The following is a 16085-nucleotide window of genomic DNA, read 5'->3' as shown; positions in this document are numbered from 1 at the left end:
CCAAACTCCTCCACAAACTCACCAACCTCACCTACAAACACACCACCGCCACCCAACACGCCCTCACCAACCTCCACCACCACCTCACCAACAACCAATAGACAGAGCCACAAACCGCACAACAGAAGCGCGAAAGAGCCGGGTATCACCGCCACCAGCTGTATGGGCGGTGCTCCCGGCTCGTCGCATTGCGCGCTGCAGCTGCAGCGTCTGCTCGACGCCCGCAGATCGCGTTTGAAATCGGCCGTGGTGTACCACCCGGGCGGTCGTTGAACATTGCGTGAGTGGCTCCGCGGCGGGTATCCGTTGCCCAATCCCCCCGGGGCTGATCGATTTGCAGTCCGATCACACCTCGAACACGGTAGAGAGTCAGGCCCGCGAGCGCTCTCTCGGCGGCCAGGGGGAATTCCCGACGTGACGTCAGTGGGCGTTCTGTCCGGCGTGCCAGAGCGTCGCCATGCGGTCCACCGTGAAGGCGGCCGCCGGCACAGCGAATACGAAGTCCAAGCGCCTTGTCGACCCCGGTGCCGCCTTCAGGCATCCCGCCTTTCGCATCTGGGCGAAGACGATTGCGCAGCCGGTCAGACCGAAGACGCGGCCCGATGCCGCGAAGCTTGAGTTGATCTCGACGTGGCGCGCGGAGCTGCCTCGAGTGACGCGGACTTCAGGCTCGGTGGCGGCGCGCCGGGTGCAGTTTCGGCGCGTGGCGAGCGCCCTCGGGACATCCGGCCTGAGCGCATCCCATCGATCAGGTGGGAAAGGCCACCGCGCCCGTGGCGGTGCGGCGGACGATGTTGAGGGTCCTCGGGACGCCGATCCGGTCGGGGTCGATGCCGGCACCGGTCGCGGCTTGGCAGATCAGGGAGTTGATCGCGTGTCGGACCAGCAGGTGGGCCCAGATCTCCTGGTGGACCAGGTCCGGGCTCTTGGACCGCAGCACCCTCCCCGGGCCGTGCAGGACGGTCTTCACCTGCCTGTTCGCGGCCTCCTCCTCCCACCGCCGGTGGTGGGCGGCCGCCAGTTCGGCCGCCGTCGCGGCCTCCGGATCGGTGACCGTGGTGATCAGGCAGACCAGTTCCCCGCCGTCGTGATCGGGGACGTCGTACTCGACGACGCGGACGACATGGGCTGCGGCCGGATCCGGCTTCGCGCCGGATCTCGCCGCCTGCAGCAGTTCCTCCCGCTCTCGGCCGCGCAGGCCGGGATCCACCAGGGCCGACAGGTACGTACCGTCGGGCAGGACCTTCAGGACCGGCAGGGACAGCTGCGTCGGTGCCCGCCAGCACAGCGCCGCCCCGGTCTGGGCGGCGGCGCCGAACGCGGCGAAGCTGTAGAGGCCCCGATCGGCCAACAGCAGCCAGTCGGCCGAGACCGAGGGCAGCAGCGCGGCCACCATCGTCTCCTCGCTCCGGTTCCACGGCCCGACCTCGGCATCGATGAGGGCATGCGATCCGCATTCGACGACGGCCACAACCCGGGCCCTGGGAAAGGCGGAACGGGACCGGTCGTTGCCGGCGTAGCCGAACTCGGCCGCGTTCTCGGCCGAGTCGGGGACGTCGACTTCGAACCCGTCGATGGCCATCAGCCGCCAGTCGCGAAGCCACGCACCCGGGGTCTCGTCGGCGGCAACCGGCTCGGCCACCCGGTAGAACGTCTCCCGCAGCACGTCGCGGCCCAGCCGCTTGCGCGCCCGAGTGATCCCCGACGACGTCGGCGGCTCCCACGCGGCGTCCCACACGCCGAACTGGGCCAGCACCCCGGTGAGCTTCTGCGCGACCTCCTCGGCGCCGTCGTCGGAGAACAGGCACAGCGCCATCGTCAGATAGGCGGTCATGTGCGGAGGAAGCTCGCCGTCCCGGGGTTGTTCAGCCACCCCGCACGCCGCCGCGGCCTCGTCGACCTTGGACCGCGGCACTGCCGCGACCAGGACCGCCAGCGCCACCTGGTCCGGCCGCGCGACCGGCCTGCCGGAATCCACCCATCCCTGAACCACGCGGCAACCCTAGCCGTGCGACAGCCGCACGACTGACGTGGCGCCGAGCAGCACACCGGATCATCCCGCAGCCAGGCGGGGCCCACGCATCCCTTGATCAACTCAGGCTACGTGGCATGGGGACAGGGCCGGCAGCCTGCTGGTCACGACACGGCCGACAGGCCCTGCCACGAGGCATCGCTTCGATCACGGCGGTGTCGTCGCTCACCGCCCATCAGCGGTCGGCCGGCTTGCTGCGGATCCTTCAGTCCGCCGCTTCCCCGAGGAGTTTGGCTTCCATCGCGAGCAAATCGGCGTCGCTGACAGGAGGAGCGGTCGAGTCGTTGCGGACGGCGGATCTCAGCGAGGGCCCGTCCGGGCTGCCGTGCCCGAGTTCCCTGAATGCACCGACGAAGGGGAACGTCTCATCGCTCACCCGTGGAGGGTGGAGCACGCAGGTGGCCGCGATCGACCGGGATCTCTCACGCGGTCTCGGGCGGGGATGTGGTTGTCAGGTCCTGGACACGGGAAGGAGGCAGGCCACTGACCGCTCACCGGGGAGGACGACGCCCGTGCACCGTATCGCCGCCAGAAGCACCACCGCCCTGTTCACTGCTGCCCTCGTTGCGGCGCTGCTGGGCTCCGCCCCGGCCTCCGCCGCGCCGGCCGGAAGCTCGCCGCCCACCCGGCAGGTGGAGGCCTTCGCCGAGGACGGCAGCATCTCCCGCGTCCAGGCCCCCAGCGTCTCCCCCTTCGTCGCCGCGCCGGCCCAGGGTGTGGCACCGGTGCGGGGCGACGGGGATGTGACGCCGTTGGTGCGTGGCGGTGATCCGGCGACCAAGCTGGACGTGGTGGTGATCGGCGACGGGTACGCCGCGCAGGAGCAGCAGAAGTTCCTCACTGACGCGGCCGAGAAGTGGCGTGAGGTGACCGCCGTCGAGCCGTACGCCACGTACCGCGGGCTGTTCAACGTCTGGGCGGTGTCGGCGGTTTCTCCGGAGTCGGGGGTGACCGGGGATCCGGACCAGGCGACGGTGCGGCACACCGCGCTGGGCTCGTACTTCTGGTGCGACGGCGTGGAGCGGCTGCTCTGCGTGGACGAGAAGGCGGTCGAGCGGTACGCGGCGAAGGCCCCGCAGGCGGACCTGGTGCTCGTGGTGGCCAACAGTGCCAAGTACGGCGGCGCCGGCTACAACGACGTCACGTCCCCGCTCGGCTACGAGGGCATCGCCACGGTGGCGGGCGGGAACGCCAAGTCCGGGCAGATCGCGGTGCACGAGACCGGGCACTCGCTGGGCAAGCTCGCCGACGAGTACGCGTACGACGGCCAGGGGACGTACCAGGGCGACGAGCCGGCCGAGGCCAACATCAGCACACTCACCGCTGACCGGATGCGGCAGCAGGGCACCAAGTGGTCCCGTTGGCTCGGGCAGACCTCCCCGGACGGCGGGACGGTCGGTGCGTACGAGGGCGGCGGCTACTACCCGACCGGGCTGTACCGGCCGACCGAGAACTCGATCATGCGCTCGCTCGGGCGGGAGTTCAACCTGCCCGGGCGCGAGGCGATGATCGCCGGCTTCTACCGCCACGCCAAGCCCCTCACCAGCCCCACCGCCGAGGGGAGTTGGCTCACCGCGGCGGACCGCCTGACCGTCGACCTGCCGGTGCCCGGCACCCGGCTGCGCTGGTTCCTGGACGGCCGCGAGCTGCCCCGGCTCTCCGGCCGCACCGCGCTGGACCTCGCCGACCTCAAGCTGACCGGGCCCCGCATCCGCCCGCACCTGCTCACCGCCGTCGCCACCGACCCCACCCCCGCCGTGGCCGACCCGACGCTGCGCGCGGACCTCACCGCGAGCCTGTCCTGGCTCGTCACGCGCTGAGTCCGTCGCGGTGGCGGTACCGGGCCCGACAGCTCCCCCCTGTCGGGCCCTGGTCGTCAGGGTCGCTCGTCGGGTAGGTTCTGGCGGGCGCCGATGTAGTAGTCCAGGCCCTCCGGCGGACCGGGCGGGCCGAGTAGCTCGGCCAGCGGTTCGCGAAGGCGGGGCGGGATGCGGTAGTCGCCCGCCAGCATCCAGATGTCGTCGCCGAGCCGGACCTCGGGGGCGAGCGCCAGGAGAGGCCGGACCCGCAGGTACTCCTCCCGGTCCAACTCGCGGGTGTAGCTCACGTGGTCGTCCGGGCCGAAGCCGTCGAGAAGCCAGAGCACGTTCCGCCCGTCGGCGAAGAGGTCGAGAAGTTCGACGGCGGCCTGATCGGCGCAGTCGTGGTCCGCGCGGGGTTGATCGTTGTCCACGCCGCCACTCTACGGGCCTGCGCTCACCCCGGTCGGCGCTGCCGCGGCACCTCCGGTGGGCGGCGCCGCAGCGGCGCGAGCTCGCGTTCCAGGGTGCGGACGTCCAGCGCTATCCGGGCCGCGATCTCGCGCGCCGCGGTGCCGGCGGGGAGTCGGCGCGACCAGGAGCGGGGTTTGGCCGGACCGTCCTGCACCATGTGGAAGTTGAGCCTCACCACGTCCGCGACGTCGACCAGGCTCACCAGGATCCGGGTGTCCGCGAGGTCGATGCTCACCTCGTTCCCGATGCACGAGCAGGCCACCAGGCCCTCGAGGTCCTCCTCGGCCAGGTACCTGGCCAGGGGTACCGCCCTCCCCCGGACCAGAAACGGACGATCCACCGGACTCATCGGACCCGCCTCCTCCCCAGCACGCGCGCACGGCGCCGCGGCCGCGGCGCAAGCGCACCGCAACAGACCGGGCCCGCCCATGCTCCACCACATCCACCGCCGACGCCAACTCGCTGTCTCGCCTGGCGAATTGGGTGTAGTCACCGACCCGGCGCACCGGCGCACGCTCCGGCGCACCCGGCCCTCTGCCGCACCCGGCCCTCTGCGCAGCCGGGCGGCCGGAGAGCCGGGCAGCCGCAGCCACCACGGCAACCGACCGCAACGCGCAGGTGCCCGTCCGCACGTGGCGGACGGGCACCGGAGGCGGTGCGTGCGGACGGGTGTCAGCGGCCGGAGCGGGTGAACCGGCCGTGCAGCACCAGGGAGCGGGTCAGCGCGAGCAGACCGCCCGTGCACAGCGCGGTGCGGAGCATGTTGGCCGGCACCCAGCTGTCGGCGAAGTGCGCCCGCACGGAGGCGAGGTCCTGGATCTGGGACGGGTCACCGGCCGCCGCCAGCTGGTTGTTGAGCGGGATGTTGACGCCCATCGTCACCATCAGCGCCACCACGTACAGCGCCGTCGCCAACGCGGCCCACAGCGCCGCCTGCCGACGGCCCGCCTTGTGCAGCAGCCACGCCGCGACACCCGTCGCCGCGAAGGCGCCGACGAAGACCAGGCCGAACATCCCGTTCTCGATCGACTTGTTGATGTGCTGCATCGCCGTCACGTACGTCTTGTCGTCACTCGCCGCCAGACCCGGCATGACCGACACGTCGAAGGCGAAGAACAGCCCCGCCATCAGCCCCATCGCGATGGTCGCGCCCACCAGCAGCGGACCGGTCGCCTTGCTCTGCCCGACGGCGTGCGCCGAACTCCCCATCCCCACACCTCCGATGGCCGACGGCGCGGAGTACGACAGCGGAACCGCGGTCTGATCCGAACGCATCTCAGGACCCCTTCACTCTCCCGGCCCGCAGGCTGCGGCGCCGACGAACTTGCTACACACGACACCGCCCACCGTGCGGTGCGCCGCGCAACGGAAGCGCGACAACCGGAACCCCGTGGCGCAGGACGGCACTTGCCGCGCCTTGCGCCACTTGCCGCGCCTTGCGCTACTTGCCGCGTCCTGCGCTACCTGCCACGTCTTGCGCTGCCGGCCGCGTCCTGCGCTGCCCGCCACGCACCGGCACGCCGCTGCGCCCTCCCGTGGACCACCGCGGGCTCAGAGCACCGCCGACAGGCCGCGCCGGTACCGTCGCTCCAGCACCGTCCGCCCGATCAGCCGCACCGGGGCCGGGATGGTCGCCGACACCGCGCGGACGGCGGCCGGGTCCGCGCCGTCGAACATCCAGGGCTGCAGGTAGGTCATCACCGGGGTCGGCGCGCTCTGGATGATCCGGCGCTCCACCCGCAGGTACTCGTCCACCGGCAGGCCCGCCAGCGCCGGGAACACCACCGGCTCCTCGTGCCCGAGGTGGTCGCGCACCAGGGTCTCGAACGCCTTGGCGGCCTCCGGCAGTTCGGCGCGCAGCCCGGAGCCGAGCACCCCCGCCACCCGCCGCATCGACCGGTCCAGCGCCTCGTGGTCCTCCTCCAGGACCCCGCCGCCGTCGAATCCGGCCACCCGGCCACGCAGGTACGGCCAGAGGATCTCGTCCTCGCTGTGGTGGTGCCAGTCGATCACCGCGCGCAGCCGCCCGAACCACTCCGCCAGCTCCGCGGTGGATCCCGACGGGCCGCGCGTGGCGGCGGCGCTCAGCCGCGCCGCGTCGCGGCGCATCGCCACGTGCATCAGGCCGAAGCCCTTGATGTGGCCGGGCAGTGTGCCGATGCCCCGCTCGCTCGACCAGACCGTTGTGCCGTCCGACATGACCAGACCTCCAATGTCCGTTCAGGGTCCCTTGCAACGCCCGCCCGGAGGCGGCCGGTCGGGGCCGCCGGGGACGAGCCGGCTCATACGTTCCACACGCCCGAGGCGGCGGCCTCCCGGGCGTAGTCCGCGAAGTCCCTCGGCTCACGACCCAGCGCCCGCCGCACCCCGTCACCCAACGACGCGTTGCGACCGTCCAGGATCATCGAGAACAGCTCCGCGAAGTCCGCCGGCAACCCCGCCTCCTCCAACACCCGCCGGTACGACTCCAACGACACCGCCTCGAACCGCACCTCACGACCCACCGCCCGCGACAACTCCACCGCCACATCAGCGAACGACAGCAACCGCGGCCCCGTCAGCTCGTACACCTGCCCCGCGTGACCCGCCTCCGTCAACGCCGCCACCGCCACGTCCGCAATGTCCTCCACATCCACGAACGGCTCCACCGCACCACCCACCGGCAACGCCAACTCCCCCGCCAGCACCGGCTCCAGGAAGAACGACTCACTGAAGTTCTGGTTGAACCACGCACACCGCACCACGGTCCACGCCGCCCCCGACTCCATCACCGCCTTCTCCCCCGCCTCCGCCGCCTCCTCGCCACGCCCCGACAACAGCACCAGGCGCCCCACCCCACGCGCCGCCGCCAGCCGCGAGAACGCCCCCACCGCCTCCACCGCACCCGGGAACGCCAGATCCGGGTAATACGTCAGGTACGCCGCGCTCACCCCCTCCAGCGCCGCCTCCCACGTCCCCTCGTCATGCCAGTCGAACGGCACCGCACCCGAACGCGAACCCACCCGCACCCCGTACCCCAGGGCCGCCAGCCGGTCCGCCACCCGCCGACCCGTCTTGCCGGTACCACCGACCACCAGCACGACACCGGCGTCCGCCGAAAGATCCACCACACCAGCCATCACGATCACCCTCATTCGAAGACACGGAGGAATCACAGGAGTCCGACGTGCCGAGGGCGCTGTCTGCGCCGATCGGTTCGTCGTCATGGCACCATTCAAATCCCCCCGGGTCGGGCGAACCATAGCCACCGCTCTCAGCTCCATGCGCGAGCGTCTACACCGCTCACCAGCGGCGCTCCGCCCACCCACGGTCGCCGTCCTGCCTGCGGCCACGGCCCCCGGTCACCCACCACAACACACCCCACGCCCCCCGGAAAGCTCTTTCCAGCTCCCCTCGACCCCTCCTCGACCGCCGTCGGAAAACGGCCTCGGAATTCGCACGGAATGGCGGGACGAGGGAATCCGGGAAAGCGGCCGCGCACCGGTGGGGGCGGCCATGGGCCGGGCGGCAGGACGGCAGGACGGCGGCACGACGGCGCCACGACGGCGCCACGACCGAACGACAAAAGCCGGGGCCGACGCCATCAAGCGTCGACCCCGGCCTTGGTAGTAGCGGGGACAGGATTTGAACCTGCGACCTCTGGGTTATGAGCCCAGCGAGCTACCGAGCTGCTCCACCCCGCGTCGGTGAGACCACTCTAGGCGAGAACCCGGCGAACACGAAATCGGTTTTCCGGAGCGCCGAACGGCGGCACCGGACGATGGCACCGAAGCGACGCCGAAGCGGCACCCGAGCGGCACCGGCCAGCGGTGGAGCCACCCCGGGCGCGCCACCTGCGCCTCATCCGTCACATCAGTGCATCTTCCTTGTGCAGCAGCATTGTTGATCACCCGTCAGTCGCTACCATGGTCCCCCTCCGGGACGGGCGAAGCGAATGAGGTACGGGTGATCGTGGGGCGGGGATCGGCCTTCGTGGTCGTCGAGGTCGAACTGGGGGCGGCGGGTGAGCTCGACCTCACGGGCTGGACGGAGGGGCCGCTGCCGGTGGCGCTGGGTGACGGTGCGGCCGACCGGGCCCGGCGGATGACGTACTTCGAGCCGCGGGTGGCCGAGTCCCTGTACGGCTCGGCGCAGCGGCCCGCCCGGTGGCACCGCGCCATCGACGAGAAGGGGCCGGGCCCGGCCGTCGAGGCGGTCGAGCTCCTCCGACTGCCCGCCGTGCTGGGCCCCGCGGCCGAGCGGCACGGCCTCGCCGTCCTGCACGTACGGCTGTCCGCCGATCCGCTGGCCGACCTGCCGCTCCTCGCCGACCCCTCCCGCAGCGGACACCTCCACTTCGCCGCGCTGCCGCCCGGGGCCCGTCCGGCGCAGCCCGCCCGCCGGCCGTGGACGCTGTGCCACGTCACCTTCACCGACGGTGCACCGCCCGAGGTGATGCCGGCCCCGTACTCCCCGTGGGGCGCCCGGGACCAGTGGCTCTGGCTGCTCGCCTCCGCCACCCCGCTGGAGCGCTTCCCGCCGGACCCGGAGGATCACGCGCTGTTCGCCGGCCGGGTGCGGTTCTCGGCCGACTGGCAGGCGCTGGTCCTGCGCGACGGCGCCGCCTTCGTCGGCACCTCGCCGGACCCGGGCGGCGGCGCGGTGTTCCACGCCGGCGCGGCCACCCTGGTCCGGACGATCTACCTGGACACCTTCCTGCTCGGGCGCCTCCAGGTGCTCGGGCTCAACCAGCTCGCCAACGCGGTCGCCGGGCTGCACGCCCACGAGGCCGACGGGCACCGCCTGCTGGCGCTGGAGCGGCGGGCGATCGAGCTGCGCCGGGCGCTCTGGTCCTCGCACATCACCACCCGCGCCAAGGCCAACGAGCTGCTGGAGCGCTTCCAGGAGCAGCACCGGCTGCCGGAGCTGCTGGCCGGCACCGGCACCGCGCTGGCCGACGCCGCGCGGTACGTGGAGACGGCGCGCTCCCGGCGCGGCGCGCTCGCCCTGGGCCTGATCTCGGCAGTCGGGCTGCCGTTCGGCCTGGTGTACGCGGCCGGCGCGCTGTGGGGGGACCCGTCCCCGCTGAACCTGCTGGTCTGCACGCTGGTCGCGCTGGTCGTGGCGGCCCTGGCGTTCGCCCTGCTGCCGCCGCTGCGCGGGCTGGCCGCCGGTGAGGCGCGACGCCGGGAGCGGGCCATCGACGATCCCCGGATCTGGGAGGACTGATCTGCCGTGCTCGTCGCGCTCTACCGTTCCGGTCCGCTGCGCCAGCGGCTGGCCAAGGGGTACGCGGTGGTCCGCCCGTCCGGCGGCGGGCCGGCCCCGGCGCAGCTGGTGGCGGCGCTGGTCACCCGCCCGCCGCGGCTGCCCGCGCTGCCCACCGGGCAGCCGCCCGTCCTGCGCGCCTCCTCCCGAACGCCCGGCGGGCTCTGGTTCGACACCGGCCGGGTCTGGCTCCACGACCCGCCCGCGCGGGCCGCGGTGGCCGCCGTGCTCGCCGAGGCGGTGGCGGCGGTCGCGGGCGGACTGCGCGCGAGCGGCGCCCTGCTGGTGCCGAGCGGCTGGCACCCGGGCGCGTCGGCCGGTGCGGCCGGTGCGCCCGGTGCGGCCGGCGGCACCCCGGCCGTCCTGCTGGCGGACCTGCACTCGCTGGAGGTGGTCGACGAGGTGCAGCGCGAGCTGCTCTGCAACCTGCTGCGCGAGCACTCCCCCACCCTGATCGCGCTGACCGGGCGGCAGCTGTACGGCGCCGAGGGGGTGCCGAGCGGGGGCTCGGCCCGGCTGTCCCGGGCCACCGACCAGGTGACCACCCGGTACGTCGCCTCCTTCGCCCCGCAGCACCTCGACCGGGTGCGCACGGCCCTGCGGCAGGAGGAGCGGCTGGCCCGGCTGGAGGCGATGGACGTGAACCCGCTCGGCGAGGCCGAGTTCGACGCGGCGGGGGACGTCACCCTCCGGCTGGTCGACGGGCAGGTGTCGGTGTCCTCGGCGATGGCGCACGCGCTGGTCGTCCAGGCCCTGGCGATGCGGGCGCGCGAACTGGCCCGCACCGGCCGCCGGATCGGGGCCGTGCCGCAGCCCCTGGTGGAGCGCAACCGGGCCCGGGCCGTGGCGCACGGCCTGGCCGCCGGGTTCGAGGTGGAGCAGCAGGGCAACCGGCGCGGCGGCCGCGCCGGCGGGCGGGCCCCGGACGTTCCGCCCCGGACTGTCCCGGCGGCCCGCGCCGCCTCCGCGCTGCTGCGTGAACTCCTGCCGTGTTTCCGCCAGTTGGATGCCACGGCGGACGAGCTGGGCCAGCTCTTCACCGGTCTGGAGCTGTCCGCCGGCAGCGGCGGCACGGGCTTCGTCCGCAACGAGAACGACCTGCTCGCCCGGTGGCGCCAACACGATCCGCGCCTGCTCGGGGCCGAGCAGCTGGCCGACGGCCTGGGACGGCCCGGCTGGCTCACCCACGACCACGTCGCGGCCGCCAACTCGGCCATCGCGGCCGGGAGTTCGGCGGCGGCCCGGGTCTGGCTGGCCGAGCAGCTAACCATCCCCGCCCCGGCCGCCGCCTCGCCATCGGCGGTCTCCTCCTCGGCCGCTTCGCGCACCACCGGCGACCGTACCGACAGCACCCGCCCGACCGGCGCCCCCGAGCGTGACCGCGAGCGCGAGCGTGACCGCCGTCGACCGAACGGGACTGCCCCCGCCCGGCCGCCCCGCCGCCGCGGGCCCTCCGACGAGCAGCTGCTGAACGAGCTGGCCCGTCCCGGCGTGGACGCGGCGCAGGCCCTGGCCGCCCTGCGCTCGTACTGCCGCTCGGGCCCCGCCGCCCTCGACCTGACCCGCGCCCTGCACGGCCGCGACCGTGACCAGGGCAAGGCGCTGCGCCGGCTGCTGCGGCCCGAGGCCGCCCTGCGGGTCCGGCTGGACGCCCCGCCGAACGCCTGGGACGACCAGAAGCTCGCCAAGGCCGTCCGCGGGGCCACCGAGCAGGGCGCCGCCCTGCTCCACTGGGACGTCCCGGCGGCGGACCGGCCGCTGGTGCGGGCCCGGCTGCGCGAGCTGGGCCCCGCGCCGCACGGCCTGCGCACCGTGCTGCTCACCGATCTCACCTACACCGCGAAGGCCGACGAGCGCCGGGGCACCGTGGAGGTCCTGCTGGTGGTACCCGCCGAGGAGCCCGCCCGATGACGAACCCGTCCGCCACCCGGCCGGTCCCCGTACTGCTCGACCTGCGCGACTACCGCGACGTGCCCGGCACGGCCGAGGGCTTCGTCGCCCTGTGGGCGCAGGTCGAACCGACCGTCCTGACCCTCGATCCCCGGCAGGGCGCCCGCGTCGTGCTGGACTTCGGCGAGGCGGGCCGCGTCGGCGTCTGGTTCCTCGACCCCCTCGCGGCGCCGCGGCCGCTCACCGCCGCCACCGCGTTCGAGGTCCGGGGCGTCCTCGAACCCCCGCAGGTCCGTTACGCCTGCGACACCTGCCGCACCACGGGCACCGAGACCTACGCGCCGTTCAGCTGCCCCGGCTGCGGGGAGGGCAGCCGGCCGGGGCGGGTCTGCGACGCGCACGTGGTGCTCCTGGACGGCAGCCTGCGAGCCTCCTGCCCGCGCCACGTGCCGCAGTGCCGCTGCGGGGCGCCGGCCCGCGCGTGGTGCGGTGGCCCGCGCTGCCGGGCCGGCCGGGCCTGGTGCGCCGACCACCTGGTGCGCCACCCGAACGACCCGTCCCTCGCCTACTGCGGGGACTGCTACGGCGAGCGCTTCCCCAGCTGCGAGCAGCCCGGCTGCCCGGCCACCGCGCTCATCCGCTGCGAGCACCGGACGCTCGCCCGGCTCGGCACCGACGACGCCTGCGGCAGCCGGATGTGCGCCGAGCACAGCACGCGCTGGCAGATCTACGGCCCGTACAGCCGGGGCCTGGCGCTGTGCCGGCAGCACCACCGGGAGCTGCGCTCCGCCACGCCGGAGGAGCTGGTCGACCTGGTCCTGGCCGGGACGGCCGTCCGCGCCCGGCACCATGTCCGCCACCACGTCCAGTCCGCGGCGGACGGGCGCCGCCGGCAGGCCTTCCTGCCCCGGCTCTCCGTCGTCCGGCACATCTTCATCAACACCCGGGGCACCGTCCTCGACATGGGGGCGCTGGACGCGCTGTTCGCCGGCCTCGAACGGCGGATCCCGCGCCCCGGCCAGGCGGGCGGCTCGCGCCTCACCGAGACGGCGCTGCGGCTGCTGGGCCAGCACGAGGCGTCGCGCCGCGAGGACGTCCGCCGCTTCCGGGAGGGCCACGAGGAGGGCCGGGCCCACTTCGCCCGCCTGGTGGAACTCCTGCGCGCCTCCGGCAAGTTCGAGATGGCGGAGGCGGTCACATTCTCGGACTACCGCAGCCGCAGCCGGATCCTCTACGTCCGGGTTCCGTCCGAACTGCGCGGCCGCTTCTTCGGCACCAAACGCGCGCACGTCAACGAGCTCAAGCAGCGGCTCGGCATCGACATCCAACTGGAGCGGGAATGACTCTCCTCGGCCGCGGCGGCAGCATCTTCGGCGCGTGGGACACCCGGCTGGTCACGGCCGCCGGTCCCGGCCTGGTGGACGGCAACCGGCTGGCCGTCCCCGCCGAGCGGCTGGCCTCGGACACCCCGGCCCGGCTGGTCGCGGGGGCCGGTGCCCGGGCGGTCGCCGTGCGCCTCGTCCCGGTGCCCGGGCTGCCGGCCGACGTCGTGGTGGCCCCCGAGGCACTGGCCGGGGAGCTCCGGCTCGCCACCGCCGACTGGCAGTTGGCGCCGGCCACGGCGACGGTCGCGGCCGCCGTCGAACTGGAGTCCCCGGAGGCGCTGTCGCTGGACTCGGCCGTCCTCGCCGTGCAGCGCTCACCACTGCTCAGCGGCCACGTGTTCCAGTACGGCGCCGACGCCGGCCAGGACGCCTGGATCGACGTGGACGGCCTGCCCTACCGGGTGCGCTCGGCCACCGACCCCGAGGGGCGCCCGGTCGACGGCCTGCTCGCCCTCGGCCCGACCACCCGGCTCAGTGTCTTCGCCCCCAGCGGGCGCAGCGGGGTGGACGTCGTCGTCCTCGCCGACTGCAGCGGCTCGATGGGCGTGAACGACATCCCGGACCGGCGGGAGTCTGCGCACCGGATCACCTCGCTGTGGAGCAGCGCGAGCACCATCACCCGGATGGAGGCGCTGAAGCTGGCGCTGCGCGCCATGATCGACGCCCGGGCCGGGGTGGACGGCCTGGTCACCCGTTTCGCGCTGGTCCGCTTCGACCTGTCCACCCGGACGCTGTTCCCGGACCGCGACGGCATGGCCGAGGTCACCACCGGCCCCGGTGACCGCGCCCTGGAGCAGCTGCGCGGCGCGGTGACCCTGCTGAAGCACGACAACCAGGGGACGGACATCGGCCGCGCCCTGCACAAGGCCGCCGAGCTGCTGCACCGGCACGGCGTGCCCGGCAACGAGCGGCTGATCGTCCTGGTGAGCGACGGCGCCCACTGGGCCCCGATGAGCGAGGAGCGCAGCGGCGAGTCGGTGGCCGGCACCGAGGACCCGGTCTCGCTGATGGAGGACCTGCACGCCGGCCTGGGCATCCGCCTGCACGCCGTCGGCATCAGCGACCCGGGCCTGTTCGGCCGCTGGTGGGAGCAGCTGCGCCGGAAGGACCCCACCCTGCGCGAGCCGCCGGAGAACCTCGTCCCCAACCACGAGTTGCTGGGCCGGCTGGTGGAGGTGGCCGGCGGCGACCGGCACCGGATCGGTGGCATGGACGTCCTGGACGAGTACTTCCGGGAGCTGGGCAGCGGCATCGTCCGGGTGGTGGGCCGGCCGGCGGCGGGCCGGCTGCCGGCGCTGCAGCTGGATCCGGCGGTGCTGGCCGCGCCGGACGGCGCCGCGGCGCGGGCTCAGGCGCGGGTGGTGGGCAGCGAGCAGCGCCGCCGGTGGGAGCACGAGGTGGAGGAGTTGCTGCGGATGTACGCCGAGGTGTGCTCGGCCTCCGCCACCCGGCTCGGCTACCCGCTGTTCCGCACCTCGGTGGCCGACATCCCGCGGCTGCACCTGCTGGCCACCGGCCACGCCGAGTTCACGGCCTGGCTGGCGGTGGCGTACAAGGTCTTCGACGAGCGGCTGCACGAGCAGCTGCGCAGCCGCAGGCGCGACCGCACCGAGCTCGACCTGCCCGAACTCGCGGACGCCTTCTGGGGCGTGCGGCTCGGCGAGGTGCACGGGCTGCGGAACTTCTTCCTGCACGACGCGGAGGCGCGCCGCCGCACCCCGGAACAGAACCGCGAGGTCGGCGAGGTGATCCTCAAGCACACCGGGAAGTACGCGGTGGCGGAGGACGACGCGGAGGGCTGGCACCGGCTCCAGCTGGGCCTGTTGGGCAATCTGGCGGGGGTGCTCGCGGACGCCTACCGCATCCTGGTCACCGCCCCTCCGGTCGAGCCCGCGCCGCTCGTGCCACCCGCCGACGCTGCGGCCGCGACGGCGGCGCCGGTGGTGCGGGTGGTCCAGCTGTCGGACTGATCGGACACGGCGAATCGCGACGGGCGACCGTTCGTGTTCGCGTTTCCTCGCCGGTCCCGCCCGCCGCGAATTCCGTTCCCGGGCAGAGTGCGGGACGCATCCCGGTCGATTTCCTGACATGGCGCCAATTCGTCGTCTCGAAACGGCTGCCGGCTCGTCGTATTCGAATCGGCGCCCGGGCCGGGAGGGCGGGGATCCGGGCCCCGGGCTGCCGGAGCGCACGTCGAGGGGCGCTTCACCGTCTCCACTTCAGCCCCTTGACTGTCGACATGACAGCAGGTCAGGACCGTGAGACAGCCTTGGGACAGCCACCCGGGCCGGGCGTCGGCGCCGGTCGGCGGGCTGACGCCCTTACAATTCTGACCTGGCGCCGGGGAAACGGCCTTCACGGGGCGCACACGACGACGCACCGGGGGGTTCGCGTACGGATCCGACGCCCGACCGGGCTGGATGTCTCCCATTCCGGCCGCTTCCCGATGGAATCCGCCGTTCCGTGAGCCTCTCCGAAGGCCGGAATCGGTGTCCTCCCACGTCCACCGAAGGAGAACTCCGCCGTGAGGCGACACCTTCCGCGCGTCGTCATGGGCCTGCTGCTCGTGGCGCTCGTGATCGCCGTCCTGCCCGGTACCCGGGCCACCGCCGCGAGCTGGACCAGCCACTGCGCCGTCGGCGGCTTCTGTCTCTACGACCAGGACGGCGGCCAGGGCGCCGAACTCGCCAACGACCCCCGGGTCCCCGTCCAGGGCGTCGACCCCGCCTGGAACGACCGGGCCCGCTCGGTGGACAACCAGTCCCCCTACTGGGCCTGCCTCTACGCCGACGCCGCCTACGGCGGCACCGTCCAGGCCGTCCGCCCCGGCGGCCAGGCCACCCTCGCCGAGCTCGGCACCCACCTGGACGGCAAGGTCACCTCCTTCAAGGGCGCCAAGTCCAAGGCCGGCTGCTTCACCGGCTACGAGCGCTGCGAGACCGGGCGGCTCTGCCTGTTCGCGGAGGAGAGCGGCCGCGGCGCGATGACCTCCTTCACCGACGACGAGGTCCGCGACTACGGCGCCGAGTGGAACGACCGGACGGTCTCCGTCTTCAACCACACCGCCAAGCACGCCTGCTTCTACCCGGACGGCGGGCTCACCGGCACCTGGAACGCCAACGGCTCCACCTACCGGGCGTTCGTCGTGCTCAGCGGCGACAGCACCTTCGTCCCCGCGCCGTACGCCGGAACGCTCAGCTCCGACCGTCTGGTCGTCGCCGCCAACGGCCGCCCCGCCACCGACTTCTGCTGACCCGG

At 73.5% G+C, this 16085-nt stretch carries 13 protein-coding genes and 1 tRNA gene; 6 read left to right on the top strand and 8 right to left on the bottom strand.

Features of this window, described 5'->3' with window-relative positions; translation table 11 throughout:
- Positions 1-748 precede the first annotated feature (748 nt).
- Both ABTY56_RS27645 and ABTY56_RS27640 read right to left on the bottom strand, forming a co-directional pair.
- Positions 749-1942, bottom strand: a complete 1194-nt coding sequence (locus ABTY56_RS27645; protein WP_350631901.1) for an IS4 family transposase — start codon at positions 1940-1942, stop codon at positions 749-751.
- 295 nt (positions 1943-2237) lie between these two features.
- Entirely contained in the window at positions 2238-2408 is a 171-nt protein-coding gene (locus ABTY56_RS27640; RefSeq protein ID WP_350631899.1) for a hypothetical protein, read from the bottom strand.
- Positions 2409-2544: 136 nt separating this feature from the next.
- On the opposite strand from ABTY56_RS27640, the gene ABTY56_RS27635 reads away from it, so the two are divergent.
- Complete coding sequence (locus tag ABTY56_RS27635; protein WP_350631898.1) at positions 2545-3852, top strand: M64 family metallopeptidase; 1308 nt, start codon at positions 2545-2547, stop codon at positions 3850-3852.
- Between the two features lie 56 nt (positions 3853-3908).
- On the opposite strand, the gene ABTY56_RS27630 is transcribed toward ABTY56_RS27635, so the two are convergent.
- The 6 genes from ABTY56_RS27630 to ABTY56_RS27605 form a co-directional block, all read right to left on the bottom strand.
- The gene (locus ABTY56_RS27630) at positions 3909-4265 is read right to left on the bottom strand and encodes a hypothetical protein (RefSeq protein WP_350631897.1); all 357 of its coding nucleotides are present in this window, start codon (positions 4263-4265) and stop codon (positions 3909-3911) included.
- Positions 4266-4288: 23 nt separating this feature from the next.
- Positions 4289-4654: a hypothetical protein gene (locus ABTY56_RS27625; protein WP_350631896.1), complete on the bottom strand. Its 366-nt coding sequence runs from the start codon at positions 4652-4654 to the stop codon at positions 4289-4291.
- A gap of 323 nt (positions 4655-4977) precedes the next feature.
- A complete protein-coding gene (locus ABTY56_RS27620) occupies positions 4978-5580 on the bottom strand; it encodes an anthrone oxygenase family protein (RefSeq protein WP_350631895.1) in 603 nt (200 codons plus the stop codon).
- Positions 5581-5856: 276 nt separating this feature from the next.
- Positions 5857-6504, bottom strand: a complete 648-nt coding sequence (locus ABTY56_RS27615; protein WP_350631894.1) for a hemerythrin domain-containing protein — start codon at positions 6502-6504, stop codon at positions 5857-5859.
- 83 nt (positions 6505-6587) lie between these two features.
- Positions 6588-7439, bottom strand: a complete 852-nt coding sequence (locus ABTY56_RS27610; protein WP_350631893.1) for a Rossmann-fold NAD(P)-binding domain-containing protein — start codon at positions 7437-7439, stop codon at positions 6588-6590.
- Positions 7440-7914: 475 nt separating this feature from the next.
- A tRNA-Met gene (locus ABTY56_RS27605) sits at positions 7915-7988 on the bottom strand.
- A 262-nt stretch (positions 7989-8250) separates the two neighbouring features.
- Between ABTY56_RS27605 and ABTY56_RS27600 the strand changes: the two genes are divergently transcribed.
- The 5 genes from ABTY56_RS27600 to ABTY56_RS27580 all read left to right on the top strand — a co-directional run bounded on the left by ABTY56_RS27600 (position 8251) and on the right by ABTY56_RS27580 (position 16080).
- On the top strand, positions 8251-9513 hold the full coding sequence (locus ABTY56_RS27600; protein ID WP_350631892.1) for a hypothetical protein: 1263 nt from the start codon (positions 8251-8253) through the stop codon (positions 9511-9513).
- Positions 9514-9519: 6 nt separating this feature from the next.
- Entirely contained in the window at positions 9520-11463 is a 1944-nt protein-coding gene (locus ABTY56_RS27595) for a hypothetical protein (protein ID WP_350631891.1), read from the top strand.
- Positions 11460-12785 carry a hypothetical protein gene (locus tag ABTY56_RS27590; protein WP_350631890.1) on the top strand — a complete coding sequence of 442 codons (1326 nt, stop codon included), beginning with the start codon at positions 11460-11462 and terminating at the stop codon, positions 12783-12785. The genes ABTY56_RS27595 and ABTY56_RS27590 overlap by 4 nt, the downstream gene beginning before the upstream one ends.
- Positions 12782-14797, top strand: coding sequence for a VWA domain-containing protein (locus ABTY56_RS27585; RefSeq protein WP_350631889.1), 2016 nt, complete (start codon positions 12782-12784; stop codon positions 14795-14797). The genes ABTY56_RS27590 and ABTY56_RS27585 overlap by 4 nt, the downstream gene beginning before the upstream one ends.
- Before the next feature lie 554 nt (positions 14798-15351).
- Positions 15352-16080: a peptidase inhibitor family I36 protein gene (locus tag ABTY56_RS27580; RefSeq protein ID WP_350631888.1), complete on the top strand. Its 729-nt coding sequence runs from the start codon at positions 15352-15354 to the stop codon at positions 16078-16080.
- Positions 16081-16085 lie beyond the last annotated feature (5 nt).

It is taken from the genome of Kitasatospora sp. NPDC097691 (assembly GCF_040302665.1).
Taxonomy (GTDB): Bacteria; Actinomycetota; Actinomycetes; order Streptomycetales; family Streptomycetaceae; genus Kitasatospora.
The sequence above is the reverse complement of the archived record's forward strand: the minus strand, read 5'-3'. Positions and strand labels throughout refer to the sequence as shown.